Genomic DNA, 15,632 nt, shown 5'->3' with positions numbered 1-15,632 from the left:
ATACAAACATACATAGGATCGTATAAGGCCACATTGCTGGCCCCATACAAAAGCGTAAGGTTTGGGGCAACGCCGTCGCGGACCATGTGCATCAACACCGCCCTGCGCTCGGCCTGGGAACGTCGTTGGCGGCTCGGTTCACGATGGGCCGACCCCTCAGCCCGGTTTTGCGTTCGATAGAGACTCACCTCTTCGCTGCTTCGGATGGAGGCTTCTTACTGGAAACCCGCCGTCGGGTTGCGGAACACCCCACGTCGGCGCCTGGACTGGTGCCACGATTTCCTGATCGGCCTTGCGGCGCCAGAACCATCTGAGATGGCTGAACCGGCTGAGATAGATATAGATCACGGGCGTCGTGTAGAGCGTCAGGAACTGCGACAGCAGCAAGCCACCGACAATGGCGATGCCGAGTGGCCGGCGAAGTTCGGAGCCGGCACCACTGCCAAGCGCCAGCGGCAGGCCGCCGAGCAGCGCCGCCATCGTCGTCATCATGATCGGGCGGAAGCGCATCATGCAGGCCTGGTATATGGCATCTTCCGCGGACAGGTTTCGTCGTCGCTCTCCTTCGAGCGCGAAGTCGATCATCATGATCGCGTTCTTCTTGACGATGCCGACGAGCAGGATGACGCCAATGAGCGCGATGAGCGAAAAATCATAGCCTAGCGCCATCAGTGCCAGGAAGGCGCCGACGCCCGCCGACGGCAGCGTCGACAGGATCGTGATCGGGTGCACGAAGCTCTCATAAAGGATACCGAGCACGATATAGACGGCGATGATCGCGGCCAGGATCAGGTACGGCTGGTTGGCCAGCGACGACTGGAAGACCTTTGCCGAGCCCTGGTAGCGCGTCGTCAGTGTCGGCGGCAGGATCATCGATTGTTCGAGCTTCTGGATCGCGGTGATCGCGTCGCCGAGCGAATGCCCGGCCGCCAGATTGAACGACAGCGTCACCGCCGGAAACTGGTCCTGGTGGTTGATCGTCAGCGGCGACACCGAAGTTTCGTAATGCGCCAGAGCCGACAGCGGCACCATCTGCCCGCTGGTGCCGGAGCGCACGAACAGACGCGCCAGCGCCGATGCATCCTCTTGGAAGCGTGGCTGCAGCTCCAGCACCACATGATGCTGGTCGAGTTGGGTGAAGATCGTCGCCACCTGACGCTGGCCGAAGGCATCATACAGCGTATCGTCGACGGCTTGCGGCGTGATGCCGAGCTGGCCGATCAGGTCGCGGTCGATCTTCAGCGTCATCCGCGGCGCGCTTGCCTGAAGGTCCCCTGTCACGTCCTGCAGCTCCGGCAAGGTCTGGAGCTTGGCCAGCATGATTGGCGCCCATTTGAACAGCTCGTTCACGTCAGGGTCCTGCAGCGTGTACTGGTACTGGGTCTTGCTGACCCGCGCGCCGATCTGCACGTCCTGCCGAGCCTGGCCGAACAGCGCGATGCCCTCGACTTTCGCCGCCGCCTTGCGCAGGCGATTGATTACCTGCGTCGCCGTCGCATGGCGCTCGCTCAGCGGCTTCAGGTCGATCATCAGCCGGCCGCTGTTGACGGTCGGATTGGCGCCAACCCAGTAATAGACCGTCTGCACGTCCGGGTCGGCGGTGACCACCTTGGCCAGTTCGTGCTGGCGCTGAACCATGGCGTCGTAGGAGATATCCTGCGCGGCTTCGGAAGATCCCGAAATGGTGCCGTTGTCCTGCTGCGGGAAAAATCCCTTGGGGATGACCTGGTAGAGGTAGCCGGTAGCGCCAAGCATGGCCGCCATGAACAGCAGCATCACCGGCTTGTGCTGCAACACCCAGCGCAGGCCGACCTCGTAGACATGGAGCATGCCGGTGAAGACGGCTTCGAGCGCCCGCGACGCGATGTTCTCGCGCGCATCGCGGTTGATCGGTTTCAGCAGCCAGCCGCACATCATCGGCGTCAGCGTCAGCGATATCAGCCCGGACATGATGATGGCGATGCTGACCGCGACCGCGAATTCCCGGAACAGCCGGCCAATCAGTCCGCCCATCAAGAGCAGCGGGATGAACACGGCGACCAGCGACAACGTCATCGAGATGATGGTGAAGCCGATCTCGCGCGCGCCCGTAAGCGCTGCTTCGAGCGGCGTGTCACCATTCTCGATATGGCGGATGATATTTTCCACCATGACGATAGCGTCGTCGATGATGAAGCCGACGGCAATCGTCAGCGCCATCAACGACACGTTGTCGATCGTGTAGCCGAGCAGATACATCGCCGCGCAGGTGCACAGTAGCGACACCGGGATGGTGATGCTTGGAATGAGCGTGGCGCGCACATGGCGCAGGAACAGGAAGATGACCAGAACGACCAGGCCGATGCTGATCGCCATGGTGAACTGCACTTCGGAAACGGAAGCTCGGATCGTCTGGGTGCGGTCGCCCAGGATCTGCATCTTGACCGAGGGCGGCAGCGTGCGCTGAAGCTCCGGCAGCACGTCCTTGATGAGCTGCACCGTCTGGTTGATGTTGAAGCCCGGCTGCTTGTGGACGTCGATGATGACGGCGCGCTGACTGCCGAGCCACGCCGCCTGCCTGATATCCTCGACGCCGTCTATCGCCGTGCCGATGTCGCTGACGCGAACCGGCGCGCCATTGCGATAGGCGATGATCACCGAGTTGAAGGCCGCGGCGTTGGACAGCTGGTCGGTGGCGGCCAGCGTCAGCGATTGCTTCGGACCGTTCAGCGTGCCCTTCGGCGCGTTGACGCTGGCGCTCGATATCGCGGCGCGGATGTCTTCGAGGCTGAGGCCGAGCGCGGCGGCCGCCGATGGGTTGATCTGAATACGGACCGCCGATTTCTGCTCCCCGTGGAAATCGACCAGTCCGACCCCGGTGACCCGTGATAGCTGCAGCGCCAGGTAGTTCTCGACATAGTCGTCGACCTTGTCGATCGGCAGATCGGTAGAGGTGACGGCGATCGACATCAGCTGCGCGTCGGCCGGGTTGGCCTTCTCGTAGGTCGGCGGGCTGGGTAGGTCCTTCGGCAGGTCGCCGCTGGCGGCGCTGATCGCGGTCTGCACGTCCTGGGCGGCGCCGTCGAGAGTGCGGTCGAGCCCGAATTCGACCTGGATCGAGGTGCGCCCGAGCGAGCTGCTCGAACTGATGGATGTCACGCCGGAAATCAGCGCGAGCTGCCTTTCCAGCGGCGCCGCGACCGTCGTCGCCATCGTCTCGGCGTTCGAACCCGGCAGACTGGCCGATATCTGCAGCGTCGGGATTTCGACCTGCGGCACGCCGGCGATCGGCAACAGGAAATAAGCGACAAGACCCACCAGTGTCACACCGATAGCCAGCAGCGTGGTGGCGATCGGACGGACGATGAAGGGCGCGGAAATGTTCATGCGCTAGTTCGCCGCTTGAGCCGGGCCGGTGACATCGACCAGATCTCCCTCCTGGATGCGATATTGGCCATCGGTGACGATGGTGTCGCCGGGCTCGATGCCTGTCCCGACAACGGCGAGTTCGGCATTTGAATACGCCACCGTCACCGGCCGTTTGACGATGTGCCGGTCCTTGCCGACGATGAAGGCATAGGTTCCGTCAGGGCCGCGCACGATGGCGGTCACCGGGACGGTGACAACGCCTCGCTGCAATTCGACCTGGACGCGGACATTGACGAACTGCCCCGGCCACAGGCGGTCGTCGGCATTGTCGAAGACGGCGCGTATCCTGATTGTCGCGGTGGCATTGTTGATCTGGTTGTCGACGACGCTCAGGCGGCCGGTGGCCAGTTGCTGGCCGCCATCGTCCTGCGCAACAACAGGCGCGTTGCCGGCCTTCATCATCTGCTGGATGCGGGGGAGATCGTCCGACGGCAGCGAGAAGTCGGCGGCGATGGGGTGGATCTGGTTGATCCTGACGATGCCAGCCGTATCGCTGGCGCGGACGATGGTACCGGCATCGACCGTGTGGATGCCGACGCGACCATCCAGCGGCGAACGTATCTGCGTAAAGCGAAGCTGGATCTGCTGTATGTCGATGGCGGCCTGGTCGACCTTGTCGGTCGCCTCTAGCTGCGCCACGGTCGCCTTCGCCGTATCCAGCACCTGGGTCGAGCCAACGCCCTTGGTGGTTAGGGTCTGGGCCCGGGCGAGGTCCAGCCTGGCATTCGCCAACGACACGTCGTCTCGCGCCTTGGTGGCCTCGGCCTGTGCCAGCGCCGCCTGCAAGGGTTGCGGATCGATTTCGGCGAGCAGATCGCCGGCATGCACGTCTTGTCCGTCAGCGAAGTCGAGCTTGATCAGTTCGCCGTCTATCCGGCTGGTCACGTTGACCGTGCGGAGCGGGGCGACGGAGCCGAGGCCAATGAGAAAAATCGGGACATCGGACCGACGCGCCACATCCGCAACCACCGGAATAGCGGCGTCGGCTGCAAAAGCCTCGACGCCAGCCGAGGTGAGGCTCAGCACGCCCAGAGCAAGAGCCTGAAGGATTAGCATTGATCCACACCGGTCGGCGATCATTCACGCAGTCTCTCGTCCGTCCCATTCTTGCGTCCACAATAGACGTGCGGCGAGTTCCTGGCGACCCACGGGTCCGTGGCGGGTATGATGCGTGGCCAACCTTACAGGCGCATCGCGGCCGGCTTACCGATCCGTAAGGTTTGCGATCGCCAGATGACGAAAAGCGTCTGGCGAGTAATTTCCTGGCCTTCGAATGTTCTTACGAAATTGTAAGCCGCAGGACAGGCTGGCGTGAGGTCACATCCCTAAGGTCAGGTTGCCGGCGCCATATCGCCGGATTTTTGAGCCAGGCCAACCGGCTCCAGCCAGGGAAACATCTCATGAAGAAATTTGCGCTCGCCATGGCAGTCGGACTTTTCGCTGTCGCCAATCCAGTTTCCTCCGTTTTCGCTGCTGCCACGCCCTGCGAGGACGCACTGAAGGCCTTGCGCGCGGCTGAAGCCACCGCCAAGCCCAGCGCGACCGACAAGGCGAAGGTCTCGGAGTTGGAGGCCAAGGGCGTCGAACGCTGCAATGCCGACGATGACAAGCGCGCCGACGACTTCTTCGCCCAGGGGATGAAGATCCTGGGCAAGTAATGCATGTCGCCTGATGCATGTCGCCCAAAAGCGCCCAGCGGTTTGGACGCCATGCATTGACAAGAACTATTCCTCTAACCGCAACGACAGGACGCCATCATGCTCGCGCCGAAAACCAACCGCATCGAGCCGGCTCTCAACAGGGTTCCCGACGTCACCCTCGATTTCTGGCTGATCAAACTGATGGCGGTGACGATGGGCGAAACGGCTGCCGACTATCTTGCCGTCAACCTCGGTCTCGGGCTGACGGTGACGTCGCTGATCATGACCGGTGTCCTGGTCGTCGCGCTTGTCCTACAGTTCGCGCAGAAGCGTTACGTGCCCTGGGCCTATTGGCTGGCGGTGGTGCTGATAAGCGTTGTCGGCACCCTGGTTACCGACAACCTCGTCGACAATTTCGGCGTCCGTCTCGAGACGACGACGATTGCTTTCAGTGTCGTGCTGGCTGCGACCTTCGCGGTCTGGTACGCCAGCGAAAGAACCTTGTCGATCCACACCATCTTCACCACCAGGCGCGAGATCTTCTATTGGCTGGCGATCCTCTTCACCTTTTCGCTTGGTACCGCCGCCGGAGATCTGGTCGCCGAACGCTTTGACCTGGGCTACCTCACCACCGGCCTGCTGTTCGGCGGTGTGATCGGGCTCATCGCGCTGGCCTACTACCTCATCAATCTTGACGGCATCCTGGCCTTCTGGCTCGCCTACATCCTGACGCGGCCGCTCGGCGCCTCATTCGGCGACCTGCTGTCGCAGCCGGTCGAATATGGCGGCCTGGGCTTCGGCACCACCTTCACCAGCCTCGCCTTCCTCGGCTGCATCGTTGCCCTAGTCCTCTACATGACGCTTAGAAAGAACGCCGATGAGTTGGACGAGATGCTGCTTGATTCGGACTAGGGCCAGGGCCGGGTTGCCCGCCCGGCGAAGAGACCGCAGATGAGAAGCTTCCGGTGCGTTTCGATCAGGGCGTGGGCGGCATCGCTGGTCGGCGTTGTCGCCTTTGCCGGCTGCGCGCTGGCGGCGACCCATCTGAACAACAATTTCCACGTGATCGTCGCGGGTGAAGCCTATCGGTCCGCACAGCCTTCGGCGGACGAGATCAGGGCTTACCGGGACGAATACCACATCGCTACGATTATCAATCTACGCGGCGAATCCCCCGGTCGCGCCTGGTACGATGCGGAAATCAAGACCGCGAAAGATCTCGGAATCCGTCATGTCGACTTCGGCCTGTCGGCTCGTATGAAACTGCTCCCGCGGCAGTCTCTGGCGCTGATCGCCTTGATGAGGCGGGTCCCCAAACCCGTCCTCATCCATTGCCAGGCCGGCTCCGACAGGACCGGCCTGGCATCCGCTCTTTATCTTGCGGCGCTGGCAAAGGCGGGCGAGGAGCGATCCGAAGCCCAGCTGTCGATCCGCTTCGGCCATATCGCGATCCCGATCCTCGGCACCTATGAAATGGATCAGTCTTTCGAGGCCATGGAACCGTTATTGGGATTCCCGGGCTCGTGATATCCCAGGAATGGGTTCGTGCTAGCCTATCGCTGTCGGCAAATGGACCAGGACAACCATGCGACTTCTCGTTGTCGAGGATGACCAAAGGACGGCCGATTACATCGTCAGAGGGCTGACCGAGGCCGGCCACGTCTGCGATCTCATAAGAGACGGCCACGACGCGCTTTTCGCGGCGACCAGCGGCAGCTATGACGTGATCGTGGCGGATCGCATGATCCCGGGCCTCGACGGCCTGTCGATGATCAAGGCGGTTCGCGCTGCCGGCGTGCTGACGCCCGCTATCTTCCTCACCTCCATCGGCGGCATCGACGATCGGGTCGAAGGGCTCGAGGCGGGTGGCGACGATTATCTGGTCAAGCCCTTCGCTTTTTCCGAGCTGCTGGCCCGGGTCAATGCCCTGGGGCGAAGGCCGGCGGCGCAGGAGCAGAAAACCACATTGCGGGTCGCCGATCTCGAAATGGACCTGATCATGCGGCGCGTTACGCGGCGGGGCCAGCCGATCGATCTGCAGCCGCGGGAGTTCAGCCTGCTGGAAGTGCTGATGCGCGGCGAAGGGCGGGTAATTACCCGGACTATGCTGCTCGAGCGTGTCTGGGATTTTCATTTCGATCCCAGGACCAGCGTGGTCGAGACCCATATCAGCCGGCTGCGGACCAAGATCGACAAGCCGTTCGAAATCCAGCTAATCCACACGATCCGCAATACTGGCTACAGCCTGCATGCGCCGCTTTCAACATGACAGAAATACGGTCTAGCCTGCTGCGCAGCACACCTTTCCGGCTGGCGCTGACCTTCGCATTCCTGTTCGTGCTGGCCTTCGTCCTGTCGGGCGCCATCGTCTACCAGCTGATGAGTGCTGACCTGGCGGAGCGGCTCGACGAGTCCATCAAGGAAACCTATTCGGTCGTGGCTGCCACCTACACCGACAGCGATCTGGAGGATCTGATTTCGACGGTCGACAGCCATTCCAGGCTCAGCCCGAAGAAGGAACAGCTTTTTTCGTTGACCGGCCCGGACGGCAACCGTCTGGCAGGGACCCTTATCGCGGCACATCTTCCGGACGGGTTCTCAATATTTGAAGCTGCGCTGCCAGACGTGCCACCGGACACCGCATACCGGGTCTATTCCGGTTCGGTTGGTGCAAACAGCCTGGCGGTCGCCTTCACGCTCTCCGAAACCGAGGAACTGGAAACGATCGTGCTGATGAGTTTCGGCTGGGCTACGCTGATCATTACCGGGCTGGCCGTGGCCGGCGGCGCGTTGCTGGCCGCGCGTGTCCAGCGCCGACTCGACGGCATCGCTGCCACGATGGTCGACGTGTCGCACGGGCGTCTTGGTGCTCGCATCCCCTTGATTGGCAACGGCGACGACATCGACGGCGTTTCAGCGCAGGTCAACGCTGCTCTCGACCGTCTTTCGGCGCTTGTCGAAGGAGTGAAGCAGGTCAGCACCAACATTGCGCATGATCTGAAGACGCCGTTGAACCGCCTGCAGATCAGCCTCGAGGCTGCATCGGAGAAAGCCGTATCCGGGCAAGGTGATGCCGAGGACCTGGCGGACGCCCTCGCCGCGGGCCACCAGATAAACGAAACCTTCGAGGCTTTGCTGCGCATCGCCCAGATCGAGGCTGGCGCGCGCAAGGCGCGATTCATCGATCTGGATATCAATGGCGTCGTCGAAACCATCGCTGAAATCTACGCGGACGTCGCCGAAGACGACGGAAAAATACTGTCGGCAAAGGTTTTCACGGGCCAGCAATGCCCAATCCACGGGGATTGGGAACTGCTGACGCAGATGTTCGCCAATCTCGTGGAGAATGCCCTGCGGCACTCTCCGCGAGGCACAGGCATCGAATTATCGGTGGCCAGGCAGGATGATAGCATCCTGGTAGAAGTCAGCGACGATGGCCCTGGAATTCCGGCACAAGAGCGCGAGAAAGTCTTCCAGCGGCTCTACAGGCTGGACCACAGCCGCTCGACGCCCGGCAACGGACTTGGATTGAGCCTCGTGCGGGCCATAGCCGATCTGCACGGTGCGTCCATCAGCCTTAAGGATAATCATCCTGGACTGGTGGTCGGCATAAGTTTCCACGCAGCGAAATCGTAGGCCGTATGGAAGCGACGGCGAGCATCAAAGCTTACCAATCCGTATGGACGAGGCGACCTGTCTGTAAGTTTGAAGCGGCATACTGAACGCAATCGCCATTTCGTTCGAAAGGCTGCATGATATGAAGAGCATATTTGAGAAAATCTGCCGAATTCTGCCGGTCCTCGCTGTCACGGCATCTCTGAGCACAGCCGGCGCGCTTGTCCCGATCGCGGGCAGCACGCCTGCGTTCGCGGAAAAGGCCGTTCAGCCGGAGAAAAACCCACCTGGCGACATTCCAGACTCCCAGGTTTTCATCGACTACGCATCGCCGCAGGGGTTCGCGATGAAGGTTCCCGAGGGCTGGGCGCGGTCGGATCGTGCCGATGGCGCGAGTTTCGTCGACAAGCTCGACGGCGTCGTTGTTTCTGTGTCGAAAGCCGACGCCGCCCCAACAGCCGAGAGCGCCAAGGCAAACTATGTGCCCGACCTCGAGAAAACCGAGCGCGCCGTGAAGGTGAGCGCGGTCAAGCCGGTAACACTTCCGGCAGGCCCGGCGATACGCATCGTCTACACCTCCAATTCGGAGCCGAACGCGGTCACCAACAAGCAGGTCCGGCTGGAGAATGAACGCTATCTCTTCTTCAAGGATGGCAAGCTCGTCACGCTGGAACTCTATGCACCGAAAGGGGCGGACAATGTCGACCAGTGGCAGCTGATGTCGAACTCGTTCCGGTGGAAATGAAATGTATGCGCTGAGCGCGCACGAGATCTATCGGTTCTTTCATATCGGAGACGACGAGACCGCCGCGCTGCGGGGAGTGAGCCTGCATCTGTCGCCTGGTGAGATCGTCGCCGTCACCGGACCGTCCGGCAGCGGCAAATCCACCTTGCTGGCCTGTCTGACCGGCCTGGACGAGCCGGACGGCGGCCATGTCGATGTGACCGGCCGCAGGCTCTCCCGGCGATCGGAGGCCGAGCGGGCACGCCTGCGCGCGGCGAATTTCGGCATCCTGCTTCAGTGGGGCAATCTTTTTCCGCATCTGACCGTTGAGCAGAACATACGCTTCCAGATGCGTCTGGCCGGAAAGCAGGACGAACAGCGAATCGGATTTCTGCTGGAGAATGTCGGCCTTTCGCATCGTGCACCGGCATTCCCGTCGACGCTGTCCGGTGGCGAGACCGCGCGCGCCGGCCTCGCTGTGGCGCTCGCTGCGAATCCGCCCGTTCTCGTTGCCGACGAACCGACCGCCGAGGTCGACCAGGAAACCGAATCCCGACTGATCGGGCATTTCGAGACCAGGCGCGAAGCGGGGCTGGCGACATTGCTGGCAACCCACAGCACGGCGCTGGCACAACGAGCCGACCGGATCATACGGCTGCAGGACGGGAGGATCGAGAGTGACTGAGACGCTGGTCGTGGCGAAAAATCTCGGTCGCGCTTTCCACGACGGAGCCGGCCGCAGCACCGTTTTGCGCGATATCAACTGCGAGATCGTGTCGGGGGCACGCATTGCCGTGGTTGGCCCGTCGGGTAGCGGCAAGACGACGCTGTTGCATATTCTTGGCGGGCTGGACAGGCCGACAAGCGGCAATATCGAATGGCCCGGACTCGGCGCATTCGACGACCTCAGGCCGCGCCGGGTCGGAATGGTATTCCAGTCCCCCAGCCTCTTTCCGGCTCTTACCGCGTCTCAGAATGTCGACCTGCCGATGATCCTGGCAGGCGAGGACGCCGGCAAGGACGCCGGCATTTCGCTTCTGGCATCGTTCGGTCTTGCCGGTCTTGCCGACAAGCTGCCGGAGGAATTGTCCGGCGGACAGGCACAGCGGGTGGCGATGGCACGTGCCCTTGTCATCGGGCCGAAGCTGATTCTGGCCGACGAACCGACGGGGCAGCTCGATAGCGTAACCGCGCAACTGTTCTTCGACGCCGTGCTGCATCACCTGGACGGCACCGACATTGCGCTGGTCCTCGCAACGCATGACAACGCCGTGGCCGCGCGGATGGCGACACGGTGGACGATGGACCATGGCCAGCTGATCCCTGGCTGGCCGAGAAACCGGGTGGCATGATGCTGCTGTTGTGGATTCGCGGCGTTCTCGCCCACCGCCTCCCTCGCGTCGCCGGCGCCACCGCGGGCGTGGCATTGACGGTGGCACTGCTCACGGCGATGACCGTGTTTCTCGTCAATGCTGGCAATTCCATGACCAGCCGCGCCATATCGGCGGTTCCGATCGACTGGCAGGTCCAGGTGATCCCTGGGGTAGACCCGGCGCTGATCAGCAAGGCCTTGGCTGATGCCGCGCAGGTCGACGTTGCCCATCAGGTTCGATATGCCGACATTGCCGGCCTGGAGGCCAAGACCGGCGGCACGACACAGACAACCGGACCGGGGCAGGTGGTTGCCTTCGACAACGGCTACCCCAAGGATTTTCCGGCGGAGACCAGATTGCTTTCCGGCAAGGTCGACGGCGTTCTCATTGCCCAGCAGACGGCGGCCAATCTCCATGTCGGCCCGGGCGACACGGTGTCGATCACACGGATAGGTCTGCCGCCGGCGGATGTGAAAGTGGCTGGCGTGATCGATCTTCCCGATGCCGATTCGCTTTTTCAGGCGGTCGGCTTGCCGCCTCAGGTCGCGCCACAGGCGCCGCCCGACAATGTGCTGATCCTGCCTTCGCAAGACTGGCTGCAACTGTTTTCCTCACAGGAAAAGGCACGGCCCGACACCACCCGGCTGCAACTGCACGTCCGGCTCGTCCACGCCGCGCTGCCGCGCGATCCGGTCTCGGCCTATACTTTCGTCACCGGTGCGAGGCGGAACCTCGAGGCGAAGGTAGCCGGCCAGGCGCTGGTTGCCGACAATCTCGGCTCCCGTCTCGGTGCCGTCCGCGAAGACGCTCTCTACGCCTCGGTCCTGTTCCTGTTCCTGGGGGTGCCCGGCATTGCGCTCGCCGTGGCGCTCACCTTTGCAGTCACCTTGTCGGGTGCCGCGCGCCGGCGCGTCGAGCAGGCGCTGCTTCGCGTTCGCGGCGCGACGACGCGAACGGTGCTTGCCTTGTCCGCGACCGAGGCCGCGATCGCGGCAATCGGTGGTACCGCTTTGGGCCTCGCAGGAGCGCTTCTGCCCGGTCTCATGGCCACAGGCCCGCGCGCAACAACGGCAGACAGTGTCCCGACACTGCTTTTTATTGCACTCGTCGGCTTGCTCGTCGGGTTCGTCGCCTTCCTGTTTCCGGCTTGGCGCGACGCTCGCTGGACCACGGTCAACTTTGCCCGCCGCACGGTCACCAGGACCGTGTCACCGCTATGGCAGAAGCTGTGGCTCGACCTGTTGCTGCTTGCCGCCGCCGGCCTCTTCTTCTGGCTATCGGCGAGCACCGGCTACCAGATCGTGCTAGCGCCCGAAGGCGTTGCCGCAACCTCGGTGGACTACAAGGCCTTCATCGCGCCCGCGCTGTTCTGGCTGGGCATGGCGCTATTGGCGATACGGCTGTCGGGCGAGATCATCTCCCGAAACGGTGCGATGCTTCGGGCGATCATCGCGCCAGTCTGCGGGCGTCTCGCGCCGGTCGTGTCGGCCGCGCTGTCGCGGCAATCCGGCCGTCTGACCATCGCGATCGCAATGACCGCGCTGGCGATCTCGTTCGCAACCTCGACCGCCATCTTCAACGCCACCTATAATGCGCAGGCGCGCATCGACGCCGAATTGACGAATGGCTCCGATGTCACCGTTCTGGGAACATCGGACAGGCCGGCTGGAGCGCATCTGACGGCGCTGGCCTCGCTCGCCAACGCCGCGGCGGCGGAACCCATGCAGCATCGCTTCGCCTATGTCGGCGCCGACCTGCAGGACCTCTATGGCATCGACCCCAGGCGCATCGAACGGGCCACCAGCCTGTCGGACGCCTATTTCAGTGGCGGCAATGCCACCGACACACTTGGCCGGCTCGCATCCACGCCGGACGGGGTGCTTGTGTCCGAGGAAACCGTGCAGGATTTCCAGCTTCAGCAGGGCGACACCCTCAATCTGCGGCTGATCGATGCCAAGGACCATCAGTATCATCCCATCGCCTTCAAATTCGTCGGGGTGGCGCGCGAATTCCCGACCGCGCCGAAGGATTCCTTCCTTGTCGCCAATGCCGCCTACGTGGCGCGCATGACGGGTTCCGACGCATCGGAATATGTGTTGATGCGAGCCAAGGGAGATCCAACGGCACTCGCACGCCAGGTGTCGTCGATGCTGACGTTCGATCCGTCGTTGAAGGTCACCGACATCGGCCAAGCTGCCCACCTCATCGGCTCGAGCTTGACGGCGGTCGACCTCGGCGGACTGACGGCGATCGAGCTTGGGTTTTCCGTCGTCATGGCCGCCGCCGCGGCCGGGCTGATGCTGGCACTCGGTTTCATCGAGCGCCGCAGAAGCTTCGCCATCCTGAGCGCTATCGGCGCCAAGCCACGACAGTTGTCGGCCTTCCTGTGGGGCGAAGGCGCCGTCATCATCGTCGGCGGTTTCGCCTTCGGTTTGCTGTCCGGCGTTGCCACGGCTTGGATGCTGGTGAAGCTGTTGACGGGGGTGTTCGACCCGCCGCCCGAAACGCTTTCGGTGCCCTGGATCTATCTGGGCACCGTGCTGTGCCTCGTAGCCGCCTCCGTCATCGCAGCCGTCTTGTTCGCAAGGCCACCGTTGGAGAAGGATGGCGAGCACTTGCGGGATCTCTGACGGCCGGCTTCAGCTTACCTATTTGTATGGTGCCGGCCATCTCGTTGAAAACTTGGCCGCCTAGGATCGACCTCACTGTCTCTCGGAGACACGACCCGGCAGCCAGGCGCTCCGGCTCGTCACCGTGCCCTGCGGCCATCGGCCCTGCGGCACCACAATGAAACCAAAGAGGAAAACGCACATGAACAAGTCAGTTGTCGCTACTGCAATGATAATCGCGCTGGCGTCCTCGAGCGGTGCCTTTGCCAAGGCTGTTACCGGGACGATCAAGAGCGTCGACAAGAAGGGTGACTCGATCACGCTGTCGGACGGAACGACATTTAAGCTGCCTGAAGGGATCGAAGCCGAAACGCTCAAGGCCGGCGAGAAGGTCGTGGTCACATATTCCACGACAGCAGCGGGCAAGCTGAAAGTTTCCGATATCCATCAGGCAAAGTAACTGGCCGCACCGGCAGGGACTGGGCGTTCATCCGATCCCTGCCGGTCGCCATTCGACTGATGCCTCTTTACAATATCCCGGTGATCAGACGATCGGCTCGCGTGTTCTGCCTGTAGGCTGCGCGCACCAGCATAGCCGCCATGATTGCCGTGACGGCCCCGCCGAGAATGTCGCTGACATAGTGCGTCCCCAAATAAACGCGTGACAGCATGACCAGCAATGCGGCCGCCAGAAATGCGAGCCCGCGGCGATGCAAGCCGTGCAACAGAAACGCCGCCGCGATGGCAAAGCTCGCTGTGGCATGGTCGGACGGGAATGAGAAATCTACGGTCCGCCCGATAATCAGATGCGTGACATGAGCGTCGTAGGGACGCACCCGCTGTATGAACAGCAACACCAGCTGGTTGATTCCGAGACCAAGCAAGAACGACAGGCCTGTTGCCACCACCACATGGCGGGTGGTCCGGTCCGACTGGGGCAGCCACCATTGCAAGGCGACTGCCAGCACCATGAGCGGAACGCCGAGCGTCGATATCCAGATCATGATGAAATCGACTGCGGGAGCGTGTCCCGCCCAATTGTTGATCCAGGCGGTCACTGCGGCATCGATTGGGTACATTTGGGGATTTCCGTCTGTTTTCGGGCTCGTTTCGGGCGATCAACGCACGCGCCAGGTGATGGCGGAGTTGGTGATATAGTTCCAAGCGGAGCCGACGGCGGCGGCGGCAAGCCCGGCCGCCCACCAGCGCGACGGACTGGTGTAAAGAAGCGTCGACACGCCGACGCCCGCCACGACACCAAAACTGCACAACGCCGCGAACATCGCGAAGCCGGTGACGAAGCGCCAGCCGTGCCGGCGCTGGTCGCGATAGGTGAATGTGTTGTTCAGCGTATAGTTGAACGCCATGGCCGTGAACATGGCGGCGGTCTGAGCCACCGTGAAAGGCAAGCCATGCGGCAGCAGCACATGCAGGACGCTGAGGTGGACCACGACACCGGCCGAGCCGACGAGGCCGAAGGCAAGAAAGCGCGTCGAGATCAGATCGCCCGACGCCTTGGCGACCAGCAATCCCAGATATTCAAGCACAATCAGGGAATCGAGCTTGCTTTGTCCATGCAGGCGCGGACCGAACACATAGGGGATTTCCCGGATGCGAAGTGGTGTCGGCGACGATGCGACAATGTCCAGCAGGATCTTGAAGCCTTGCCGCGACAGGCGCGGCGCCACCGCATCGACTATGTCACGCCGCACCATGAAGAAGCCGCTCATTGGATCGCTGAGCGGAACCTTCAGCAATAGCCGCGCGAGATGCGTCGCCAGCCGGCTGCCACCCGAACGCAGCCGGCTCAATCCGCTGTTAGCATCGCCATCGTCTCCATAACGGCTGGCCACCACCAGATCGGCGCCGCCGCCTCGCATCGTCTCGAACATCGCGGCAAGACATGTTTCGTCGTGCTGGAGATCGCCGTCCATGACTGCAACGATGGGCGCCGAGCTGGACAGGACGCCCTCGAGGCATGCGCCGGCGAGGCCGCGGCGGGCGATGCGCCTTATGCCGCGAACCTGATAATCATGGCTGGCAATGTCGCGGACAGCCGCAATCGTCCCGTCTTTTGAATCGTCATCGACAAAGACCACTTCCCAGTTGATCCCGAGCAGCGACTTGTGCAGCCGCGCAACCAGCAGATCGATGTTCGCGCGCTCGTTCAGCGTTGGGACGACGACCGTGAGTTCCGCCCCGCGGCGTTGCAGCGATGCACCGCCGCTTGTGTCCGTCGCCAGTTCGACGTCTGGCACTGGGT

14 protein-coding genes are annotated in these 15,632 nt (G+C 62.5%); 10 read left to right on the top strand and 4 right to left on the bottom strand.

Annotated elements, in window-relative coordinates:
* Positions 1-156: 156 nt before the first annotated feature.
* Together C7I87_RS29270 and C7I87_RS29265 are read right to left on the bottom strand one after the other, a co-directional pair.
* Positions 157-3,366, bottom strand: coding sequence for an efflux RND transporter permease subunit (locus C7I87_RS29270; protein WP_149907493.1), 3,210 nt, complete (start codon positions 3,364-3,366; stop codon positions 157-159).
* Between the two features lie 3 nt (positions 3,367-3,369).
* Entirely contained in the window at positions 3,370-4,464 is a 1,095-nt protein-coding gene (locus C7I87_RS29265; RefSeq protein WP_188394048.1) for an efflux RND transporter periplasmic adaptor subunit, read from the bottom strand.
* A gap of 344 nt (positions 4,465-4,808) precedes the next feature.
* On the opposite strand from C7I87_RS29265, the gene C7I87_RS29260 reads away from it, so the two are divergent.
* From C7I87_RS29260 to C7I87_RS29215, 10 genes are all read left to right on the top strand, one after another.
* The gene (locus tag C7I87_RS29260) at positions 4,809-5,066 is read left to right on the top strand and encodes a hypothetical protein (RefSeq protein WP_149907491.1); all 258 of its coding nucleotides are present in this window, start codon (positions 4,809-4,811) and stop codon (positions 5,064-5,066) included.
* A 99-nt stretch (positions 5,067-5,165) separates the two neighbouring features.
* Positions 5,166-5,960 carry a COG4705 family protein gene (locus C7I87_RS29255; RefSeq protein WP_149907490.1) on the top strand — a complete coding sequence of 265 codons (795 nt, stop codon included), beginning with the start codon at positions 5,166-5,168 and terminating at the stop codon, positions 5,958-5,960.
* Positions 5,961-5,999: 39 nt separating this feature from the next.
* The gene (locus C7I87_RS29250) at positions 6,000-6,575 is read left to right on the top strand and encodes a tyrosine-protein phosphatase (protein ID WP_149907489.1); all 576 of its coding nucleotides are present in this window, start codon (positions 6,000-6,002) and stop codon (positions 6,573-6,575) included.
* Between the two features lie 58 nt (positions 6,576-6,633).
* Positions 6,634-7,317: a winged helix-turn-helix domain-containing protein gene (locus tag C7I87_RS29245; protein ID WP_149907488.1), complete on the top strand. Its 684-nt coding sequence runs from the start codon at positions 6,634-6,636 to the stop codon at positions 7,315-7,317.
* Complete coding sequence (locus C7I87_RS29240) at positions 7,314-8,684, top strand: sensor histidine kinase (RefSeq protein ID WP_149907487.1); 1,371 nt, start codon at positions 7,314-7,316, stop codon at positions 8,682-8,684. Before C7I87_RS29245 ends, C7I87_RS29240 begins: the two co-directional genes overlap by 4 nt.
* 121 nt (positions 8,685-8,805) lie before the next feature.
* Entirely contained in the window at positions 8,806-9,408 is a 603-nt protein-coding gene (locus tag C7I87_RS29235; RefSeq protein WP_149907486.1) for a hypothetical protein, read from the top strand.
* 1 nt (position 9,409) lies between these two features.
* Positions 9,410-10,072: an ABC transporter ATP-binding protein gene (locus tag C7I87_RS29230; protein ID WP_149907485.1), complete on the top strand. Its 663-nt coding sequence runs from the start codon at positions 9,410-9,412 to the stop codon at positions 10,070-10,072.
* Complete coding sequence (locus tag C7I87_RS29225) at positions 10,065-10,739, top strand: ABC transporter ATP-binding protein (RefSeq protein ID WP_149907484.1); 675 nt, start codon at positions 10,065-10,067, stop codon at positions 10,737-10,739. The genes C7I87_RS29230 and C7I87_RS29225 overlap by 8 nt, the downstream gene beginning before the upstream one ends.
* Positions 10,682-13,390 (top strand): ABC transporter permease, encoded by a 2,709-nt coding sequence (locus tag C7I87_RS29220; RefSeq protein ID WP_246696446.1) that lies wholly within the window; start codon positions 10,682-10,684, stop codon positions 13,388-13,390. Before C7I87_RS29225 ends, C7I87_RS29220 begins: the two co-directional genes overlap by 58 nt.
* Positions 13,391-13,571: 181 nt before the next feature.
* Positions 13,572-13,829: a DUF1344 domain-containing protein gene (locus C7I87_RS29215; RefSeq protein ID WP_246696445.1), complete on the top strand. Its 258-nt coding sequence runs from the start codon at positions 13,572-13,574 to the stop codon at positions 13,827-13,829.
* 67 nt (positions 13,830-13,896) lie between these two features.
* Here the strand turns inward: C7I87_RS29215 and C7I87_RS29210 are convergent, their stop codons facing one another.
* Entirely contained in the window at positions 13,897-14,448 is a 552-nt protein-coding gene (locus C7I87_RS29210) for a phosphatase PAP2 family protein (RefSeq protein ID WP_149907482.1), read from the bottom strand.
* Between the two features lie 39 nt (positions 14,449-14,487).
* Complete coding sequence (locus C7I87_RS29205) at positions 14,488-15,627, bottom strand: glycosyltransferase family 2 protein (RefSeq protein ID WP_188394047.1); 1,140 nt, start codon at positions 15,625-15,627, stop codon at positions 14,488-14,490.
* Positions 15,628-15,632 lie beyond the last annotated feature (5 nt).

It is taken from the genome of Mesorhizobium sp. SARCC-RB16n, from assembly GCF_008520305.1.
In the GTDB taxonomy this organism is placed as follows: Bacteria; Pseudomonadota; Alphaproteobacteria; order Rhizobiales; family Rhizobiaceae; genus Mesorhizobium.
The sequence above is the reverse complement of the archived record's forward strand: the minus strand, read 5'-3'. Positions and strand labels throughout refer to the sequence as shown.

Bases quoted from the DNA above. Each gene is read 5' to 3' on its own strand.
- C7I87_RS29235 (WP_149907486.1), top strand. From the start codon at position 8,806: ATGAAGAGCATATTTGAGAAAATCTGCCGAATTCTGCCGGTCCTCGCT.
- C7I87_RS29215 (WP_246696445.1), top strand. From the start codon at position 13,572: ATGAACAAGTCAGTTGTCGCTACTGCAATGATAATCGCGCTGGCGTCC.
- C7I87_RS29240 (WP_149907487.1), top strand. From the start codon at position 7,314: ATGACAGAAATACGGTCTAGCCTGCTGCGCAGCACACCTTTCCGGCTG.
- C7I87_RS29265 (WP_188394048.1), bottom strand. From the start codon at position 4,464: ATGCTAATCCTTCAGGCTCTTGCTCTGGGCGTGCTGAGCCTCACCTCG.
- C7I87_RS29250 (WP_149907489.1), top strand. From the start codon at position 6,000: ATGAGAAGCTTCCGGTGCGTTTCGATCAGGGCGTGGGCGGCATCGCTG.
- C7I87_RS29270 (WP_149907493.1), bottom strand. From the start codon at position 3,366: ATGAACATTTCCGCGCCCTTCATCGTCCGTCCGATCGCCACCACGCTG.
- C7I87_RS29210 (WP_149907482.1), bottom strand. From the start codon at position 14,448: ATGTACCCAATCGATGCCGCAGTGACCGCCTGGATCAACAATTGGGCG.
- C7I87_RS29255 (WP_149907490.1), top strand. From the start codon at position 5,166: ATGCTCGCGCCGAAAACCAACCGCATCGAGCCGGCTCTCAACAGGGTT.
- C7I87_RS29260 (WP_149907491.1), top strand. From the start codon at position 4,809: ATGAAGAAATTTGCGCTCGCCATGGCAGTCGGACTTTTCGCTGTCGCC.
- C7I87_RS29230 (WP_149907485.1), top strand. From the start codon at position 9,410: ATGTATGCGCTGAGCGCGCACGAGATCTATCGGTTCTTTCATATCGGA.
- C7I87_RS29245 (WP_149907488.1), top strand. From the start codon at position 6,634: ATGCGACTTCTCGTTGTCGAGGATGACCAAAGGACGGCCGATTACATC.